This window comes from Rhodanobacter sp. B04 (genome assembly GCF_002001125.1).
GTDB lineage: Bacteria > Pseudomonadota > Gammaproteobacteria > Xanthomonadales > Rhodanobacteraceae > Rhodanobacter.
In genome coordinates this window covers 66,815-85,625 of record NZ_MUNV01000008.1, presented here as the reverse complement: position 1 = coordinate 85,625, position 18,811 = coordinate 66,815, and the positions used below count along the sequence as shown (strand labels likewise).

The 18,811-nt window shown below is 64.3% G+C and carries 13 protein-coding genes, 1 tRNA gene and 1 pseudogene; 5 read left to right on the top strand and 10 right to left on the bottom strand.

Features of this window, described 5'->3' with window-relative positions; genetic code table 11:
- Window positions 1-74: 74 nt before the first annotated feature.
- Complete coding sequence (locus tag B0E46_RS06985) at window positions 75-1,547, top strand: PLP-dependent aminotransferase family protein (RefSeq protein ID WP_077555215.1); 1,473 nt, start codon at window positions 75-77, stop codon at window positions 1,545-1,547.
- Window positions 1,548-1,689: 142 nt separating this feature from the next.
- A pseudogene (locus tag B0E46_RS06980) lies at window positions 1,690-1,824 on the top strand (IS5/IS1182 family transposase); the annotation flags it as partial.
- A 639-nt stretch (window positions 1,825-2,463) separates the two neighbouring features.
- Here the strand turns inward: B0E46_RS06980 and B0E46_RS06975 are convergent.
- The 7 genes from B0E46_RS06975 to B0E46_RS06945 form a co-directional block, all read right to left on the bottom strand.
- Complete coding sequence (locus tag B0E46_RS06975) at window positions 2,464-2,805, bottom strand: hypothetical protein (RefSeq protein WP_168171153.1); 342 nt, start codon at window positions 2,803-2,805, stop codon at window positions 2,464-2,466.
- A gap of 68 nt (window positions 2,806-2,873) precedes the next feature.
- A complete protein-coding gene (locus B0E46_RS06970; protein ID WP_077555062.1) occupies window positions 2,874-3,845 on the bottom strand; it encodes an RHS repeat-associated core domain-containing protein in 972 nt (323 codons plus the stop codon).
- Window positions 3,846-4,021: 176 nt separating this feature from the next.
- Window positions 4,022-4,111 (bottom strand) — tRNA-Ser (locus tag B0E46_RS06965).
- A gap of 403 nt (window positions 4,112-4,514) precedes the next feature.
- Entirely contained in the window at window positions 4,515-4,898 is a 384-nt protein-coding gene (locus tag B0E46_RS06960) for an LrgA (protein WP_077555061.1), read from the bottom strand.
- Window positions 4,895-6,175, bottom strand: a complete 1,281-nt coding sequence (serS, locus tag B0E46_RS06955) for a serine--tRNA ligase (protein ID WP_077555060.1) — start codon at window positions 6,173-6,175, stop codon at window positions 4,895-4,897. The genes B0E46_RS06960 and serS overlap by 4 nt, the downstream gene beginning before the upstream one ends.
- A 158-nt stretch (window positions 6,176-6,333) precedes the next feature.
- Window positions 6,334-6,912: a hypothetical protein gene (locus tag B0E46_RS06950; RefSeq protein ID WP_077555059.1), complete on the bottom strand. Its 579-nt coding sequence runs from the start codon at window positions 6,910-6,912 to the stop codon at window positions 6,334-6,336.
- A gap of 88 nt (window positions 6,913-7,000) precedes the next feature.
- On the bottom strand, window positions 7,001-8,338 hold the full coding sequence (locus B0E46_RS06945; RefSeq protein ID WP_139350454.1) for a replication-associated recombination protein A: 1,338 nt from the start codon (window positions 8,336-8,338) through the stop codon (window positions 7,001-7,003).
- 331 nt (window positions 8,339-8,669) lie between these two features.
- Here B0E46_RS06945 and B0E46_RS06940 point away from each other — a divergent pair, with 331 nt between their 5' ends.
- The 3 genes from B0E46_RS06940 to B0E46_RS06930 all read left to right on the top strand — a co-directional run bounded on the left by B0E46_RS06940 (window position 8,670) and on the right by B0E46_RS06930 (window position 14,935).
- Window positions 8,670-10,934: a TonB-dependent receptor gene (locus tag B0E46_RS06940; protein WP_077555057.1), complete on the top strand. Its 2,265-nt coding sequence runs from the start codon at window positions 8,670-8,672 to the stop codon at window positions 10,932-10,934.
- Complete coding sequence (locus B0E46_RS06935) at window positions 10,931-11,674, top strand: phosphatase PAP2 family protein (RefSeq protein ID WP_077555056.1); 744 nt, start codon at window positions 10,931-10,933, stop codon at window positions 11,672-11,674. The genes B0E46_RS06940 and B0E46_RS06935 overlap by 4 nt, the downstream gene beginning before the upstream one ends.
- Before the next feature lie 216 nt (window positions 11,675-11,890).
- Window positions 11,891-14,935, top strand: a complete 3,045-nt coding sequence (locus tag B0E46_RS06930) for a ligand-binding sensor domain-containing diguanylate cyclase (RefSeq protein ID WP_077555055.1) — start codon at window positions 11,891-11,893, stop codon at window positions 14,933-14,935.
- A 10-nt stretch (window positions 14,936-14,945) separates the two neighbouring features.
- Here the strand turns inward: B0E46_RS06930 and B0E46_RS06925 are convergent, their stop codons facing one another.
- From B0E46_RS06925 to B0E46_RS06915, 3 genes are all read right to left on the bottom strand, one after another.
- The gene (locus tag B0E46_RS06925; protein ID WP_077555054.1) at window positions 14,946-15,638 is read right to left on the bottom strand and encodes a YoaK family protein; all 693 of its coding nucleotides are present in this window, start codon (window positions 15,636-15,638) and stop codon (window positions 14,946-14,948) included.
- 7 nt (window positions 15,639-15,645) lie between these two features.
- A complete protein-coding gene (gene lolA / locus B0E46_RS06920) occupies window positions 15,646-16,308 on the bottom strand; it encodes an outer membrane lipoprotein chaperone LolA (protein WP_077555053.1) in 663 nt (220 codons plus the stop codon).
- A gap of 134 nt (window positions 16,309-16,442) precedes the next feature.
- Complete coding sequence (locus B0E46_RS06915) at window positions 16,443-18,767, bottom strand: DNA translocase FtsK (protein ID WP_077555052.1); 2,325 nt, start codon at window positions 18,765-18,767, stop codon at window positions 16,443-16,445.
- Window positions 18,768-18,811 lie beyond the last annotated feature (44 nt).

Below are 18,811 nucleotides of genomic sequence, written 5' to 3'. Positions count from 1 at the left end.
GCAGACTAGGCAGCAAAGTGGCTCGAACGAATAGCCACTTGATGAGAAAATGACATGGCCACTTGGAGATCGCCATGAAACGCCTGCCTACCGGTCTGCTGCCATCGATCGCCCTTGAGGACAGCGGCCCGATCTACCAGCAACTGGCCGACTGGTTTCGCCGCGCCATCGCCGAGGGCCGGCTGCGGCCGGGCCAGCGCGTGCCCTCCACCCGCGCGCTGGCCGGCGAACTGGGCGTGTCGCGCCTGCCGGTGCTGAGCGCCTACGAACTGCTGCATGCCGAGGGTTATCTGGAGAGCTTCAGCGGCGCCGGCACCTGCGTGGCCGCGGCAATTCCGCACGAAGCGCCGCCCGCACCGACCCGCCGCCTGCCGCGCGTCGTGGCTGCATCCGCGGCGCTGGCGCCGCGCCCGGTCGCTGCGCGCGTGGCAGCCATGGCCTCGCCACCGCAGACCTGGCTGAAAAGCCAGGGCGCGTTTCGCGTGGGCGTGCCGGCGCTTGACCACTTCCCGCACGCCGTGTGGTCGCGCCTGCTGAGCCGGCATGCACGCCATGTCGGCAGCGACGCGCTGATCTACGGCGACACCTCGGGCCATGCGCCGCTGCGCGAAGCGATCGTCGAATACCTGGCGACGGTGCGCGCCGTGCATGCCGATACCGCCCAGCTGATGATCACCAGCGGCGCGCAGCATGGCTTGCAGATCTGCGCGCACGCCCTGCTCGATCCCGGCGACCGCGCCTGGGTGGAAGAACCCGGCTACCCCAGTGCACACCAGGCGCTGGCGGCGGTCGGCGCCGTCCCCGTGCTGGTGCCGGTGGACGCGGACGGGATGGATGTCGCCACCGGCGTTCGCCGTGCGCCGACGGCGCGGCTGGCCTACGTCACGCCCTCGCACCAGTTTCCGCTGGGCGCCACGATGAGTGCGGCGCGGCGCATCGAGCTGCTGCAGTGGGCCGCACGCGCGGGCAGCTGGATCGTCGAGGACGACTACGACAGCGAATACCGCTACGGCGGCCGGCCGATCACCGCGCTGCAAGGCCTGGATACGGACGCGCGGGTGATCTATGTCGGCACCTTCAGCAAGGTACTGTTCCCCGCGCTGCGGCTCGGCTACCTGGTGGTGCCGAAGGACCTGCTGCCAGCCTTCCGCGCCGCCCGCGACGCGCTGGACACCTGCTCGCCGATGCTGCCGCAGCGCGCACTGCACGACTTCATCCGCGAGGGCCACTTCGCACGACATATCCGCCGCATGCGTATGCTGTACGCGGCACGACGCGCGGCCTTGCAGGCCGCAATCCGCCAGCACCTGCCCGATGCGCTACACGTGGTGGGCGCCGAAGCGGGCATGCAGCTGACTGCCCTGCTGGCGCCGGAGTTGGACGACATCGCGCTATCACGACGGGCGACACAGGCCGGCGTGTCGATACGACCGCTGTCGCCTTGCTATCGCGGCGAAACGCGATGCAGTGGCGTCATCCTGGGGTATGGCAATGTGGATGAGGATGCCATTGAGGAGGGCGTGAAGCGGTTGCGGGAGTGTCTGTGAGCCCTTGAAGTCAATTCCTCGGCTGAAGCAGTCGTCCCAAGCGCCTTGCAGCAATTATCCCCGACACCTTTTCTCGCTGCGCGTGGCCGCCATAGGTGACCTGGCCCACGTATCCGATTTAACTACCCCCGTCCCCTTATCTCAGTTCGGCTATCAAAAGGTGCGTTTCAAGGGGCTGCTCAAGAACACGGCGCAGGTGCTGACCCTATTTGCCCTGTCGAACCTGTGGATGGCGCGACGAACGTTGCTGGCGTCTGCAGGGGAGGTGCGCCTGTGAGGCGGGAAATCGAGGTGATTCGGAGGAAAGTCGGCACTACGGTGGCAGCGATCCACCTCCACAGTCGCCTTTTTGTCGTAGCAAGTTCGGTGTTTTCGCATGGCCGCCTGGACGGCCGTTTCGAACTCAATTGATCAGAGCATCCTTAGACTCCCCTTTCACCGTGTGCTAGCAATGTATCACGTTGCAACGAGACCATACGCAGCGCAAAAGAAACACAGCGTGCATACCGCTTAATTGCTACGGCTATTGATCTTAAAAGGTGCGCGTAGGCCATGCAGGCATGTGCGGGAGGGCCTCGCGCGGATAGGTCAGCACCTGCCCCTGCTGACCCGGCTTCCACAGTAAACACGCAAACCGCGCTCATCCGCTTCATGGCCATCCCTAGCAGTCCGTTTACAAGCGAGGCATGTAGTAGGGACGGCGAACATTTTGCAAAAATCCCATCAATTCATGGGCCTAGTTGCATAACTGGCGGAGAGGGCGGGAAGCGAGTAGCGCTCAACCCATCAACCCCTGCGGCGCCTGACCGATCAGTTGGAGTTTTCTCTCTGAGTTGGCCAAGTTGCGGAAGACTATCGTTTCTGCACCGGAGCGATCAACCTCGCTCTGGTCCCCCGCCGCTGGGTGTCGTATAACTCACTTCCGGGGCGCCACATCCTTTACATGCTGGATGTTGAGAACGTAGGGCGTCAGCGGACTTGGGTCTGATTGAAAGAGCCCCGTGATGGTGGCGATGCCCTTGCGGCCCTGATGGTTCATTTGCACGTAAAAGTGATGCACGTCCTTTTGTTTGAACACCGGGTCCGACTTGATAACGAGCTCGATCCCCTGGCCAGGGCATGCCTTGTCGCTGATGTTCATGTGGTCCTCACCAAGGTAGACAAGCCCCCGGAGGCGAATAACCTGATTGACGAAGGTCTCAGGCGTCTTCAACACGCTGCAAACGTCAGTTGAGATGACCTTGGGCTCGCCTTTCATGGTCCCTGCGGATGCCGTAAGGGGAACGCTCATGAGCCACACGAAGGAAGCAGTCAACGCCAAGGTTTTCATTGCGCATCACTCGGTGGGTAGGCCACATCATGCGCGTTTGAATAGGCTGACGCATCGCGGGCCGCATTGGTTTCTGGTGTTTCCGACCAACCACTTGTCCAAAGGCCATAAGGCGAGGTCGTGTTTGTTCCTTCGTTGACGTAAGACTGTGCCGTGAAGCCCTTAATTTCTGTGTTCAGCAGGGTTGCATGATTGCTTGGCTGACCGAAGAAGCGCCCGGTGATGCCATTTTGCCCCTCATGAGCAACCGCACCCGCAAGCTCTGCTGAACCGTTCGTTCCAGGGTTGCTGCCCGTCATTTTGATGTTGGCGAGGTTGAACGTGATCGTCGTGACTCGGGTTTCTGGTTGGTTACCCTTGGTCTCGGTGATCGAGTTGTTTCCGTTCGCTGACCCAAATGCCACGTTAACGTGATTGTCCACACCTTCCTTTCCATAGAAAGAAACAATGGCATTGAGCGTCGCTTGTCCCTTGGAGTTGGCAGGCAAATTTTTGGCAGCATTGGAGACAGTGGTCAACGCTTTGCTGATTATGGCGCACTGCGTTTTTGAACCGCCGCACAGGTAGTCACCCGTGGGGTCTGTTCGCATGATCGGATTGTCACCGACGTAGCTGTATCGATTAAACGAAACAAGGTCGCCCGCCTTGGGCGGCACAGCATCAACTGACAAAAACCGAGCGGTCGTTGGGTCGTAGTATCGGTGCTGCATGTAAACCAAACCGGTGTCCGGGTCGTTCACATGACCGGTATAGCCAGGCCCATTTGGAGGTGTGCCGTTTGCTTGGCTGCCATAGGGCGTGTAATCGAAGGTGGCCGTGATGTTGCCTTGGGCATCAGCTTCCGCCAGAGGGGTCCCCTGGGGATCTGTGTAGATGTAAGTCACTGTGCCCGTGCTCTGAGCCGAGGCGGTTGAAATGGCCAGCAACAACACGATGCCAGCGATCCACTCACTTCCGATGTGGCGCATGATCCCAATCCCCTGTCAGTCCCCACCCAACAGGGCCGATTTGACCACATTCCTGAGCGATCGCGAATAATTTTTGCAGCAACCGACCGCATACCTCAGTTCAACCGACTTCGCCAAGCGCCATTTTTCTCTCAACTCACAAAAAAAGCCTATAAAACTAGGCTTTTTTGTGAAGCTGGCGGAGAGAGTGGGATTCGAACCCACGGTAGGCTCACACCTACGGCAGTTTTCAAGACTGCTGCCTTAAACCACTCGGCCATCTCTCCAGAACTCGTTGTCTGCTGCAAGGCGCGCGCTGCGCGCCACTACGGCAGTTTTATTCCGGGCATTCCTGGATCAAGTCCAGGACAGGCTCTGCCCTCCACCCCTTCGGGGCCATCGACTTCGTCGATGTTCGCTTCGGCTTCCTACCTTCGCGTCAAGACTGCTGACTTAAACCGCTCGGCCATCTCTCCATAAACTCGTTGTCCTGTCGAAGGCGCGCTTCGCGCGCCACTACGGCAGTTTTGCTCCGGGCATCCTGCCCTTCGCCCCTTCGGGGCCAGCGACTGCGTCGCTGTCCGCTTCGGCTTCCTGCCTACGCGTCAAGACTGCTGCCTTAAACCACTCGGCCATCTCTCCAAAACTTGTTGCTGACAGGCTTCCACTACCAGCGAGCGTCGCAGTTTATCAGGAACCTGTCGGCGGGCTAGCGCTTGTGTCCTTCTTCGACAGCGCCATCAGGCAACCCACCAGGATCGCGATCGGTATCAGCGCGCCGATCAGCGGAAACAGCAGCACCGGTTCTCGGATCACCATCGGCACGATCTGGGTGGCAGTAGCGAAGCCGATGGTCCACAGGCGCCAGCGGCGGCTGTGGCGGCCGAACCAGAAGCTGGCGAGGACCAGCAGCATCGCGATGACCGAGAGGACGAAGTCGATGGTCGGCAGTTGCCACACAGTGGCGAAGGCCAGCCGGGTGCCGATGAAGGAGATCAGCACCAGCAGCAGGAACCAGCTGGTGTAGAACTCGACCTTGTCCCACTTGCCGCGGACGGGTGCCGGCGCGTTCATGCGATGCGGTCCAGCCCGGCCATGTACGGGCGCAGGGCTTCGGGCACGCTGATCGAGCCGTCGGCGTTCTGGTAGTTCTCCATCACCGCGATCAGGGTGCGGCCGATGGCGAGGCCGGAGCCGTTCAAGGTGTGCACGAGTTCGGGCTTGCCGGTGTCGGCGTTGCGCACGCGGGCCTGCAGGCGGCGGGCCTGGAAGTCCTCGCAATTGGAGCAGCTGGAGATTTCGCGGTAGGTCTGCTGGCTGGGCAGCCACACTTCGAGGTCGTAGGTCTTGGTCGACTGGAAGCCCATGTCGCCGGTGCACAGCAGCAGCTTGCGATACGGCAGGTCGAGCTTCTGCAGCACTTTCTCGGCGTGGCCGACCATTTCCTCGAGTTGCGCGTAGGAGTCGCTGGCGCGGGCGACCTGCACCATCTCGACTTTCTCGAACTGATGCTGGCGGATCATGCCGCGGGTGTCGCGGCCGTAGCTGCCGGCCTCGGCGCGGAAGCACAGCGAGTGCGCGGTGAAGCGCAGCGGCAGTGCGTCGGCGTCCTGGATGGTGTCGCGCACCAGGTTGGTCAGCGAGACTTCGGCGGTGGGAATCAGGTAGCGCCTGGAGTCGCCGACCTGGGTGGAGAACAGGTCCTCCTCGAACTTCGGCAGCTGGGTGGTGCCGAGCATGCTGTCGGCGTTGACCAGCACCGGCACGTTGCATTCGAGGTAGCCGTGCTCAGCGGTGTGCAGGTCGAGCATGAACTGGCCGATCGCGCGATGCAGGTGCGCGAGCTGGCCGCGCAGCACGGTGAAGCGCGCGCCGGAAAGCTTGGCGCCGGCATCGCCGTCGAGCCAGCCGTGGCGCTCGCCCAGCACGACGTGGTCCTTGACTTCGAAATCGAACGCGTGCGGCGTGCCCCAGCGGCTGATCTCGACGTTGTCGCTCTCGTCCTTGCCGAGCGGCACCGATTCGTGCGGGATGTTCGGGATCAGCAGCGCGATGTCGGAAAGCTTGGCCTGCGCCTCGGCCAGCGCCTGCTCGTTGGCCTTGAGCTTGTCGCCGATGCCGGCGACTTCGGCCATCAGCGCGGCAACATCCTCGCCCTTCGCCTTGGCCTGCCCGATCGCCTTGGAACGCGTGTTGCGCAGGTTCTGCAGCTCCTGCGTCTCCATCGCCAGCTGCTTGCGCGAGCTTTCCAGCGCCTCCATCGCGGCGACGTCCAGCGTGAAGCCGCGGGTTTCCTTGAGGCGTGCGGCGGTTTCGGCGAGGCGCGAACGCAGCAGTGCGGGATCCAGCATGGTCGGGTCCAGATGAAGGCTTGAACCCTGAATTATCGCTGGCGAGTGGCAAACACCGCAATCAACGGCGCCACCGACCGCAACCGCCGCCGTGCATGGCGTCAACCCTGCCCTGCCGCACGCCCTTCCCTCGGTCGCGAGGGAGGGACCATGGTCGGTCAGCTGGCCAGCTTGCGCTCGCCGCGACCCAGCCACCACGCCATGGCGGCGCCGGCGAGCAGCCAGCCGACCAGTTGCTCGATCAGCGCAGCCCAGGTGAAGTCGAGCGGGAAGCGATACCAGTTCCAGTACGGCACCATCGTGCTCAGCCACGCGAACACCGCGACGGCGGCCGCCACGGCGAGGCGACGGCGGAAGCCGAGCCCGGCCAGTCCCATCACGAAGGCCAGCGCCAGTGCGCCCAAGGTATCGGATGCCCATTGCCGCGGAATCTGCTGCTGCATCTGCAGCATGTCGTCGCCCTGCGGGAGGTAGACCACCCAGGCATACGGCGAGCGGATGGCCTTCTGCTGGTAGGCACGCACCTTGTAGGGATCGTTCATCTGCTTCGGATCGAACGAGGGCAGCATGTACACGCCGGCCTGCTCGCCGAGGCCTTCGTGCAAGGTGGCCAGCACGGCACTTTCATCGGCAGGCTGCCGGATGCCCACATTGCCGAGCCCCAGCGCCATGTGCGCCACCACGCCCCAGACGAACATCAGGATGCCGCCGATCAGACCTGCCACGAGTACGCGCATGACTCACCTCCCGGTTGATGGCGCGAATCTAAGTCGGACGTCGGAAGCCCTGCAAGGGCGCGCGCAGCAGTCACGCCACGCATGCTGATTACCTGCCGCGTGCCTTTGCACGCGCCGCACGCAGCGCCAGCAGCTTATCGCGCAACTGCAGCTCCAGCCCGCGTTCGACCGGCTCGTAGAACACGCTGCCGACGAGTTCGTCGGGCAGGCATTGCTGGTCGAGCGCGATGCCGCCTTCGGCGTCGTGGTCGTACTGGTAGCCCTTGCCGTAGCCGAGGCCCTTCATCAACTTGGTCGGCGCGTTGCGCAGGTGCATCGGCACTTCCAGCGTGCCGCCCTCGCGGATCGCGGCGCGGGCCTTGTTGTAGGCCATGTAGGCGGCGTTGCTCTTGGGCGAGATCGCCAGCCAGATCGCCAGCTGGGCCAGGCCCAGTTCGCCTTCGGGACTGCCCAGGCGTTCGTAGGTATCCCACGCGTCCAGCGCCATGCGCCAGGCGCGCGGCTCGGCCAGGCCGACATCCTCCACCGCCATGCGTGTCATCCGGCGCGCCAGGTACAACGGATCGACGCCGCCGTCGAGCATGCGGCACAGCCAGTACACCGCGGCATCGGGATCGGACGAGCGCACGGATTTGTGCAGCGCCGAGATCTGGTCGTAGAACTGCTCGCCCTGCTTGTCGAAGCGGCGGGTGCGGTCGGCCAACACCTGGGCCAGGGTGACCTCGTCGATGCGCTTGTCTTCGGCCAGTTCGGCGGCGATTTCCAGCAGGGTCAGCGCGCGGCGCACGTCGCCGTCGGCGGCCTGGGCGATCGATTCAAGCGATTCGTCGCCCACCTGCAACTGCAATTCGCCGAGGCCGCGTTCGTTGTCGGCCAGCGCGCGCTTGAGCGCCGCCACGATGTCGTCGGTGGAGATCGGTTCCAGCACGTGCACGCGGCAGCGCGACAGCAGCGCGGAGTTCAACTCGAACGAGGGGTTCTCGGTGGTGGCGCCGATGAAGATGATCACGCCTTTTTCGATATGCGGCAGGAAGGCGTCCTGCTGGGTCTTGTTGAAGCGATGCACCTCGTCGACGAACAACACGGTGCGCCGCCCCTGCGCGAAATTCAGCTCGGCCTCGGCCAGCGCCTTGCGCACGTCCGGCAGGCCGGACAGCACGGCGGAGATCGCGCGGAAATCCGCATCGGCATAACGCGCCACCAGCAGCGCCAGCGTGGTTTTGCCGCAACCGGGCGGCCCCCACAGCACCATTGAGTGGATCTTGCCGGCCTCCAGCGCGCGGCGCAGCGCCTTGTCGGGACCGACCAGCCGCTGCTGGCCGACGATCTCGTCAAGGCTGCGCGGGCGCATGCGCTCGGCCAGCGGCTTGAGCGCGTCGGGTTCGGCGAACAGGCCGGGGACGCCTGGAGCAACACGGGATGACATATTGGGATGATAAGACATCCAGCCAGCTGCGCGCGGGAACGAGCGGCGCTGCTCGATGACTATGGCTGGCCTGAATGATTCGCCATCCCCAAGGCTCGCCGCCGGGCAACTCGAACAGCGGGAATAAACCGTATTAACCGATTAATGAAAGTATCCGTCATACACACTTTATTTGCATTTAATTACCAAGCTTAGATTCCGCTTAGCGTATTTATTTTCGATTATGTCGAAAGATTTTCAATTAATACGCCTGTTACCAAACTGTCATGTTGGATGACTAGGTTGGCGCCCCGCACAGCGCCCCTATCCAACAACAACTTTGGGACAACCCATGACGCGGCTGACCTCGACCACCCGTTTTCGCAAACCCGCCCTGCTCGCCTTCTGCATCGCCGCGGCATTATCCGCCCCGGCATTTGCCGAAAACTCCACGGCGACTGGCACCGCAGCTGCCGCGAATGCCTCCAACCCGAATAATTCAGCCGCGAATAATCCCGCCCCGAATGACAATGCAGCCACCGGTGCGTCGGTACAGAATGCGCAGAACCTCAGCACGGTCCACGTCACCGGCATCGCCAGCACGGTGAGCGATATCGCCCCCACCCAGGGCTCGATGGTGGCGATACAGCCACAGTCGATCATCGGCGACCTGTACCTGCGCGAAAACATGTCGCCGACCGGCGACTACACCGACGCCATCTCGATCGCGCCCAGCGTATCCACGGTCGCGCCGAACGGGCCCGGCCTGATGGAAGCGGCGAGCGTCACCATGCGCGGCTTCCAGGACGGCCAGTACAACGTCACCTTCGACGGCATCCCGTGGGGCGACTCGAACGACTTCACCCATCACTCGACCTCGTACTACACCAACCAGGATACCGGCGGCATCGTCGTCGACCGCGGTCCCGGCACCGCCAGCACGCTGGGCAATGCCACCTTCGGCGGCACCATCGCGGTGGATTCGCGCACGCCCTCGGGCACGTTCAGCATCGAGCCTTCGCTGAGTTTCGGCAGCTGGGATACCCAGGTGCAGGGCCTGCAACTGAACACCGGCGCGATCGCCCAGACCGGCGGCACCACCGCCTTCATCAACCTGCAGAACTCGACCTCGGACGGCTATCTCACCGATGCCGGGCAGCGCCGGCAGAACGTCTTCGCCAAGGTGGTGCAGCCGATCGGCGACAACACCACGCTCACCTTCGTCGGCATGTACAACAACCTCAACCAGTACGTGCCGCCCGGCGCAACACGTGCCCAGATCAGCGAGTACGGTCCGAACTACGGCCTGAGCAGCAACCCGGACAGCCAGAACTTCTACGGCTACAACCGCGATGAAATCAACACCTACTTCGGCTACATAGGTCTCCATTCGGCATTCGATGGCTGGACCATCGACAACAAGGTGTACACCCTTTCCTACAACCATTTCGGCTGGAATGGCGAGGATCCGAACGGCGAAACGCCGAATGGCACGATATACAGTCCGACCGATGTGCCCGGCCAGGACATGCGCAACACGTACACATCCTGGGGCGATGTCTTCCGCATCAGCAAGGAACTCGGGCCCGGCGAACTGCGCACCGGTTTCTGGTACGACTACCAGACCAACGAGCGCTGGGAGAACGAGGTGGACGACACCCTGGACTTCATCTACAACGCCAAGACGCCGGCCGCAGCCAGCGATCGCTACATGACCGACACGCTGAAGACCTTCCAGCCCTTTGTCGAATACAACTGGAACATCACCGACACGGCCTGGCTCACCGGCGGCGTGAAATATGCGGATTTCGAACGCAGCATCGATGCGTTGATCAACCAGAAGACCAAGAAGCCGCTGGATTACACCAAGGACTGGAGCAAGCCGCTGCCGTCGCTGGCCCTGCACTGGCAGTTCAGCCCGAACTGGACGGCTTACGCGCAGTGGGCGAAAGGCTTCCTGGCGCCCAACCTCAATACCTTCTACACCACCAATCCGCAGGCCAGCAGCGACCTCAAGCCGGAACAGACCGTCAACCGCCAGCTCGGCACGACCTGGAGCGATGAGCGCCTCACGCTCTCGGCCGACGTCTACAGCATCGACTTCAACAACCTGATCAACAGCCACAAGATCGGTGGGGTCACGTACTTCTACAACGAGGGCGGTGCCGTCTACAAAGGCTTCGAGGCCGAAGGCACCTATGTCATCGGCGATGGCCTCAGCATCTACGCGAATGGCTCGCTCAATCGCGCCAACGACAAGGCCACCGGCGACTGGGTACCCAACTCGCCGCACAAGACCGCCGCGCTGGGCCTGCTCTATCACAACGGCCCGTTCCGTGCCTCGCTCATCGACAAGTTCGTCGGCCACAGCTACGGCGACACCGGCAATTCCCAGCCGATCGGCGGCTATGCCATCACCAATTTCGCCACCAGCTACACCTTCGCGCAGGACATGGGCGAGCTGAAGGACATCAAGCTCGGGCTGCAGGTGAACAACATCTTCGACAACAAGAGCATCTATTACCTGGCCGGCTATACGGCGCAGGACAATACGCCGCTGTATTACACGATTCCCGAGCGCAGCTACTTCGTCACCTTGTCGGCCAAGTTCCAATGATGCCTCGCGGCCTCCTGCTGCTTGCCGCTTTGCTGCTGCCCGCTGCGCCGGCGCTTGCGGCCGACGGCAACGCCGGCACCGATGGCATCGACCTGATCCGGCTGCTGGCGCCGCCGCCAGCGGCCGGGTCGCCGGCGGCGCTTGCCGACCTGCAGGCTGTCCTGGCGACCCAGGCGTCAAGGACACCGGCTGAAGACGAGGCCGCCAAAGCCGATGCGGAACGTTCGGTGTTTCGCCTGACCGACACGCTCGGCCCCGGCCTGTCCCCGGCCACGCTGCCGCGAACCGCCGCCTTCTTCAAGCGTGTCGCGGAGCTCGACAAGGCCTCCGCCAAGGAAGCCAAGTCCTGGTGGCGGCATCCGCGTCCGAGCGAGGTATCGGACAAGGTGCATCCGCTCAGCATGGGAAAGCCCGGCGACTGGAGCTACCCGAGCGGGCATGCCACCTTCGGCTATACCGCCGCGATCCTGCTGGCCAACATGCTGCCGGAGAAGCGGGTGGCGATTTTCGACAGGGCGGCGTTGTATGCCCATCATCGGGTGGTGATGGGCGCGCACTTTCCCAGTGACGTGGAAGCAGGCCGGATTGCGGGAACGGTCATCGCGGCAGAACTGCTGCGGGACCCGCTCTGGCACGCGGATTTTGTCGCCGCGCAGGATGAACTGAGGAAGTCGCTGGCCCTGAAGCCGACCGCCGCCCCGCAAGTTGCTGCTGACCGGCATGGCGCAGGCCGCTCCTGAGGCGACCTGCGCCGGCCCGGCCTCATGACTGAACTGCTGGCGCAAAATTAAGCAGCAATACCGGTATCATGCACTCCATTGCGAACCTGGTTCGCAAATGCATGACGTGACTGGGGGAGGCACGCAGGTGAAAACCGCGACGCACAATTCTTTTGCATGGGCGACCATGCCAAGGGGACTCCCTTGCGCGCGCGTGGCCGGCCGTCTGCACATGGCATGAGCCACCGGTTACGCCGCCGTTTGCAGCACTGCTGCCTGAGCCTGCTCGGGCTCTTTTTGCTGGCCTTCGGCGTCGGCACCCGCGCATCGACCGGCGACCCGTGGGCACCATTCGATGCACCCTGGTTCGACCGGGTAAGCAGCAGCGAAGGGGTGCCGCAGTCGATCATCACCTCGCTCGCGCAGGACCGCAGCGGCCTGGTCTGGGTCGGCACCATGGTTGGCCTGGCCCGTTATGACGGCTATCGCGCGCAGGTGTTCGACACCCGCAACAGCGGCAGCGGCCAGGGCTTGCCCGACGCCTACGTGCGCAGCCTGTTCGCCCTGCCCGATGGCGGCCTGTTGATCGGCACCAATGCGGGTGGCCTGGTCCGTTTCGATCCGGCGACCAACCGCTTCCAGGCTTATCCGATCGGCGCGAACGGCACCTCGGATCGCAAGATCTACGATCTTGCCGACGATCATGCCGGCGGTGTGTGGATCGCCACCGACTCCGGACTGGATCACTTCGACCCGCGCACCAACGCGATCGTCCAGCTGAAAACCGGCACCGGCACCGCGGCGCGCAATTTCAGCGTGATGCAGGACCGGGCCGGCAACCTGTGGCTGGGCAACAACGACGGCTTGTTCGTGCGCCATGCCGGTTCGAAGGCCTTCGTGAGGCCCGACCACCCGGCGGGCACCGTGGCAACCGTGCTGACCAACCAGATCTGGGCCATCTACGAGGATCATGCCGGCCGGCTGTGGGTGGGCAGCGGGCAGACCGGTGCGGTCTATCGCGACACCGATGGGCAATGGCATCCCGTACCGGGTTTCAGCGGATACCAGAACGGCGCGCAGCAATCCACCGTGCGCGACTTCCTGGAGATCGCGACGGACACCATGTGGATCGCCACCGACGGCAGCGGCGTGCTCGCGTACAAGGCAGGGGACAGCCAGCTGCGCCGGATCGATCACGATGCGGCGATAAGTTCCTCGCTGCCCGGCGACTCCGTGCGGGGTTTGCTGCAGGATCGCTCGGGCAATATCTGGACGGCCACCGACCTGGGCCTGGCCCGCACCGACCCCAATGCCCGCAGCGCGTTTTCGCTGCTGCCCTCGCCGCTGGAACAGAACGCGCTGAGCGACACCAGCGTGCGCGGCATCTACGTCGATGCGCGCAGCCGCATCTGGCTTGGGCTCGGCTCGGGCCGGATCGACATGATCGATCTCAAGACCGGCCGCATGACTCACCTGCAGCTGGGCGGCAACCAGGTCCATCGCGACGTGCAGACCTTTGTGGAAGCCGCCGACGGTTCGATCCTGGTGGGCACGCAGGGGCTGGCCCGGATCAATCCCGATACGCTGGCGATCCAGCCCTCGGTGCTGCCGGCGCTGGAAAACAAGCCCGTCCTGAGCCTGCAACGCGATGGTTCGTACATCCTGATCGGCACCTATGACGGCCTGTATCGCTACGACACGCGTGGCGGAGCGCTCGATCACGTCGGCCACGACCCGAATGACCCGGGCAGCCTCAGCAGCGACACCGTGCGCGAGATTGCCCGCGTCGGCGACAGCTGGTGGTATGGCACGACCCACGGCATCAGCATCGCCAACAGCGTGCTGGACGATCGCGGCTTCGTGAACCTGGCGCACCATCGCGACGATCCCTCCAGCCTGCCGCAGAACTACATCAGTTCGATCACCCTGGTTCCGCAGGGGCAGCTGTGGGTGAGCACGTTCGGCGGACTGGGCGTCATCGATCATTACTCGCCGGGCGGCCCGTACCGCTTCCGCACCGTCGGCATTGCGCAGGGGCTGGCCAGCGACAAGGTCAGCAGCCTGCTCGACGATGATCGCGGCAATCTGTGGGTCAGCACTTCCGGCGGCGTGTCGATGATCGACAACGACACGCATGCCGTGCACAACCTAGGACCGCGCGACGGGCTGCACATTCCCAGCTACATCTACGTGGCCGCCGCCCGTGCGCCGGGTGGCGAGCTGATGTTCGGCGGCCTGGGCGGCCTGACCGTGATCCGGCCGCACTGGCGGCCGCCGGCAGGCACCCCCGCCGCCCTGGCGATCACCCATGCGGTCGTCAACGGCGACGAGATACCGTTCGCGCAGCTTCCGCAGGACGGCCAGGAAATCCAGCTGGATCCGCGCAGCCGAAACCTGCGCGTGGATTTCGCGCTGCTCGACTACCAGACACCGCTGGAAACCTCCTACAGCTATCGCATGGAAGGTCTCGACGATGGCTGGAACCAGATCACCCGCGGCAGCCTGCCCAGCGCGATCTACACCAACCTGCCGCACGGCGAATACCACCTGCGACTGCGCGCCGAGACTCACGGCATGCAACCGCACACCGCCGAAACCCGCATCGGCATCGTGGTCAAGCCGCGCTGGTACGAGACCCTGGTCAGCCGGTTCGTCGCCGTCCTGCTGTTGATCGCACTGATCGTCCTGCTGGTTCACCTGCGCACGCTCTACCTCAGGCGGCAGGCCTTGCAGCTGCAGCGGCAGATCGACGAGCACACGCGCGACCTGCTGTCGGCCAACCAGCGCCTCGACGAACTGGCCGGCACCGACGGATTGACCGGCGCCTACAACCGTCGCCGCTTCCTTGAACTGGCCGGTGGCGAGCATGAGCTGGCGAAGGGGCGCGCGCTTTGCATCGCCCTGTTCGACCTGGATCGCTTCAAGCGGATCAACGACACCCATGGCCATCTGGCCGGCGACGCGGTGATCCGCTGTGCGATCGAGGTGATCCGGCAACATTGCCGGCAAGGCGACCTGGTCGGGCGCTACGGCGGCGAGGAATTCGTACTGTGCCTGCCCGACACCGCCCTGCCGCAGGCGCTCGACATCGCCGAGCGCATCCGCAACGAGCTGGCCATGGCCGAGGTCATGCACGAGGGACGCTCGATCGCGGTGACCGTCAGCATCGGCGTCGCCGCGCTGCAGCCTGGCGAATCCATCGAGCAATGGCTGTCACGCGCCGACAAGGCCCTCTACGAAGCCAAGCATGCGGGACGCAATCGCTGCGTCACGGCGTCCTGAAACACCGCGATCAGTCCCCGTCGGCATGCATCCCGGTGCTGCCCGTGTACTGGCAGTAAAGACTGTAGGCCACGCCACACAGGCCGGTCAGCACCGCCGGAATCAGCAGCGTCCGTTCCTGCAGCACGCCGAACAGCAACGCACCGGCAGCACTGCCCAGCAGGAAACTGCCGATCACCAGCACGCAGACGCGCACACGCAGCGTGTCCACCTGCAGACCACGCAGGCGCTGGCCGATGTAGATGCCGAGGTCGGTGAACATGCCCGAGACATGGGTGGTGCGGAACACCATGCCGCTGTAGGTACTGACCATGCCGTTCTGCAGCCCGGCCCCCATCGAGGCCAGGTACAGGCCGATGGAGCTGCCGGCATCGAGCAGCGGCACGGCGGCAAACAGCAGCAGCGATTCCAGCATCAGTGCCATACCGTAGTGGCGCCCGAGTTTCAGTGTGCGCTGCTGCACCAGCAAGCCACTGAGGATGGCGCCGGCCAGAAACGCGCCGATCGACAGCACCCAATGCACGACCTCGCCACCGTCGGCGGTACCCAGCGAGATGCCTAGCAGACTGGTGGACCCGGTCAGGTTGGTGATCGACTGATGACGGAACCCCATGTAGCCGGCAGCGTTGACGATACCGGCGACGAAGGCCAATGCGCCGCCACCGATCCACGCCCAGCCTGGCAACTGACGCAGCACAGGCATCGGCGGATCAGTCTTTCAGCGGTTGGGTGGTGATCACCGGCACATCGCCGATCACGTCGGCCCCCTTCGGCGGCACGAAGTTGAAGGTGGACGGCGGCATCGCCGCATTGCGCTGCCAGCCGGAAAAACGGATCTCGGTGGTGGAGCCGAGCTGGTCGCGGAACGTCATGCGCGCCAGGCCGTTCGCGTCGAAGCCCAGGTCGGCATGGTCGAACTGCGGGTCCTTCGCGGTGGAGGTGAGCCGCAGCCACGCCAGGCCATCATGCTCGCCCTGCTCGACCACCTTGAAGTCCTTGTCCATCTGCTTGAGATCGGTCAGCACGGTGAGCGGGCTGTGCGACTCCTCGCTGCTCTGCACGCGCACGGTGACCTGTTCCAGCTCCGGGTCGTACATCCACACCCGGCTGCCGTCGGCGACGATGGTCTGCTTGTACGGCGTCAGCGTGTCCCAGCGGAACTGCCGCGGCGCCTCCAGCGCCAGCGTGCCGGCGCTGCTCTTGCTGGCCTGGCCGTTGATGTCGGTCAGCGTCTGGGTGAAGTGGCCGGTCAGCGAATGCAGGCCGGTGGCGAAGGCGTCGAGCTTCGCACGGGCGGGGCCGACGGCGGCCTGAGCGAGGCTGGTCAGCGACAACAGGAGTGCCGCAGAGGCGATAAGAAGATGGCGTTTCATAAATGCCTTGAGGGTGAGGCGATGACGCGTATTGTGGGTTGTGCAGGCTTAATGGCAAGGAATACCGCATACATCTTTGCCGTCATCCCGGCGAACGCCGGGATGACGGCAAAGAACGCGTGTCGGCGCCTGGCTCAGTTTTTCGGCGGCGGCGGCGCCAGCACTTCGCGGTTGCCGTTGTGCTGCGGAGCGCTGACCACGCCGTCCTGTTCCATCTGCTCGACCAGCCGCGCGGCGCGGTTGTAGCCGATGCGCAGGTGGCGTTGCACGCCGGAAATCGAGGCGCGCCGGGTCTGCGTGACGATCGCCACGGCCTTGTCGTACAGCTGGGTGTCGGCATCGCCGCCGCCTTCCTCACCATCCTGCGGCAGGCCGGAGTCGTTGATGTACTTGCCGTCGCTGGTGGCCTGCACTTCCTCCAGCACACCCTCGATGTACTGCGGCGCGCCCTGCGACTTCAGCCAGGCGACCACGTGATGCACCTCGTGGTCGTCGACGAAGGCGCCGTGCACGCGTTCGGGCGTGGCGGTGCCCGGCGGCAGGTACAGCATGTCGCCGTGGCCGAGCAATGCCTCGGCGCCGGATTGATCGAGGATCGTGCGCGAGTCGATCTTGCTGGAGACCTGGAACGCGATGCGGGTCGGGATGTTGGCCTTGATCAGGCCGGTGATCACGTCCACCGACGGGCGTTGCGTGGCCAGCACCAGGTGCACGCCGGCGGCGCGTGCCTTCTGCGCGAGGCGGGCGATCAGCTCCTCGACCTTCTTGCCGACGATCATCATCATGTCGGCGAACTCGTCGATGATGATCACGATGTACGGCAGCGGTTCCAGCGGTTCCGCGGCGAGATTCGGCATCTCGGGGTTCGGCCGGAACAGCGGGTCCAGCAGCGGCTGGCCGGCGTTCTCGGCGTCCTTCACCTTCTTGTTGAAGCCGCCCAAGTTGCGCACGCCGACCGCGGCCATCAGCTTGTAGCGGCGCTCCATCTCGGCGACGCACCAGCGCAGGGCGTTGGCCGCTTCCTTCATGTCGGTGACCACCGGCGCCAGCAGGTGCGGGATGCCCTCGTACACCGAGAGCTCCAGCATCTTCGGGTCGATCATGATCATCCGCACGTCTTTCGCGCTGGCCTTGTACAGCAGCGAGAGCACCATCGCGTTGACCGCCACCGACTTGCCCGAACCGGTGGTACCGGCGACCAGCAGGTGCGGCATCTTGGCCAGGTCGACCACGACGGGTTTCCCGCCGATGTCCTTGCCCAGCGCCAGCGCCAGTGGCGACTTCAGCTGGTCGTACTTGTCCGAGCGCAGGATCTCCGACAGGTAGACGATCTGCTTCTTGGTATTCGGTATTTCCAGGCCGATCACGTTCTTGCCGGGGATCACGTCGACCACGCGCACGCTGACCACGGAGAGGCCGCGCGCGATGTCCTTGTCCAGGCTCGATACCTGCGAGCCGCGCACGCCGGCCGCCGGCTCCATCTCGAAGCGGGTGATCACCGGGCCCGGATAGGCGCCGACCACCTTGGCGTCGATCTTGAAGTCCTTCAGCTTGAACTCGACCTGGCGCGAGAGCACCTCGAGGGTTTCCTCGGAATAGCCCGGCCCCTGCTCCGGCGCCTCGTCCAGCAGCGACAGCGGCGGCAGTTCGCCCGGCGTGGCGGCGCCGACGAACAGCGGAATCTGCGTTTCGAGTTTGGCCCGCTCACTCTTGGTCACCGGCGCAGGTGCCGGCTCGATGCGTACCGGCTCGCGCTTGGCCTGCTTCACCGCGTCGGCCTTCTTGACCACCTCGCGCTCGGTACGCGCCTGCCGTGCGGCCAGCGCCTGCGGCGCCTCGCGCAGCTTGCCCTTGAGCCAGTCGGCCAGTTTCAGCACGGCCTGCCCGGTCCAGTCCATCACCTTGAACCACGACAGCCCGGTGGCCAGGGTCACCGCCACCAGGAAAAGGGCCAGCAGCAGCAAGGGCGCGCCCTTGTCCAGTGCCTGCGCAAGCGGGCGACCGACCCACAGGCCGATGATGCCGCCGGCGCCCTGCGGGGGCACCGGGTCGTCGCCGAAATCGAGATACAGCAGCGCGGGCCCGGTGACGAAGAAAAACACCGAGCCGATCAGCCGCAGCGAGGGCTCCCACGCGTGCGTGGTCCGCTCGCCGTGCTGGCGCAGCACCTGCACGCCCAGCAGCAGGAGCAGCAACGGAAAGCAGTACGCCACGTAGCCGAAGATCCAGCGCAGCAGATCGGCGATGTGCGCACCGAAGGTACCGCCGAAATTCTGCACCAGGTTGATCTGGTTGGCGTTGGTCCAGCTGGGATCTCGCGCGTCGTAGGTCAGCAGGCAGATCAGCAGGTACAGCGCCAGCGGCATCAGCAGCAGGGCGCCGGCTTCACGCAGCCGGCGCTTCAACTCCTCGCTGAGGCCTTCCTTCGGTTGTTGTTTGACGTTCGCGCTTCGCGCCACCTTGGAAGGCTTCCCTTGTTTGGACCGGTTCGTTCCGGACAGGG

What these genes read in the sequence shown, in the direction of transcription:
- B0E46_RS06985 (WP_077555215.1), top strand. Translation starts at nt 75, where the DNA reads ATGAAACGCCTGCCTACCGGTCTGCTGCCATCGATCGCCCTTGAGGAC.
- B0E46_RS06945 (WP_139350454.1), bottom strand. Translation starts at nt 8,338, where the DNA reads ATGTCATCCCGTGTTGCTCCAGGCGTCCCCGGCCTGTTCGCCGAACCC.
- B0E46_RS06930 (WP_077555055.1), top strand. Translation starts at nt 11,891, where the DNA reads ATGAGCCACCGGTTACGCCGCCGTTTGCAGCACTGCTGCCTGAGCCTG.
- B0E46_RS06975 (WP_168171153.1), bottom strand. Translation starts at nt 2,805, where the DNA reads ATGAAAGGCGAGCCCAAGGTCATCTCAACTGACGTTTGCAGCGTGTTG.
- B0E46_RS06925 (WP_077555054.1), bottom strand. Translation starts at nt 15,638, where the DNA reads ATGCCTGTGCTGCGTCAGTTGCCAGGCTGGGCGTGGATCGGTGGCGGC.
- B0E46_RS06960 (WP_077555061.1), bottom strand. Translation starts at nt 4,898, where the DNA reads ATGAACGCGCCGGCACCCGTCCGCGGCAAGTGGGACAAGGTCGAGTTC.
- serS (WP_077555060.1), bottom strand. Translation starts at nt 6,175, where the DNA reads ATGCTGGATCCCGCACTGCTGCGTTCGCGCCTCGCCGAAACCGCCGCA.
- lolA (WP_077555053.1), bottom strand. Translation starts at nt 16,308, where the DNA reads ATGAAACGCCATCTTCTTATCGCCTCTGCGGCACTCCTGTTGTCGCTG.
- B0E46_RS06950 (WP_077555059.1), bottom strand. Translation starts at nt 6,912, where the DNA reads ATGCGCGTACTCGTGGCAGGTCTGATCGGCGGCATCCTGATGTTCGTC.
- B0E46_RS06940 (WP_077555057.1), top strand. Translation starts at nt 8,670, where the DNA reads ATGACGCGGCTGACCTCGACCACCCGTTTTCGCAAACCCGCCCTGCTC.
- B0E46_RS06935 (WP_077555056.1), top strand. Translation starts at nt 10,931, where the DNA reads ATGATGCCTCGCGGCCTCCTGCTGCTTGCCGCTTTGCTGCTGCCCGCT.
- B0E46_RS06970 (WP_077555062.1), bottom strand. Translation starts at nt 3,845, where the DNA reads ATGCGCCACATCGGAAGTGAGTGGATCGCTGGCATCGTGTTGTTGCTG.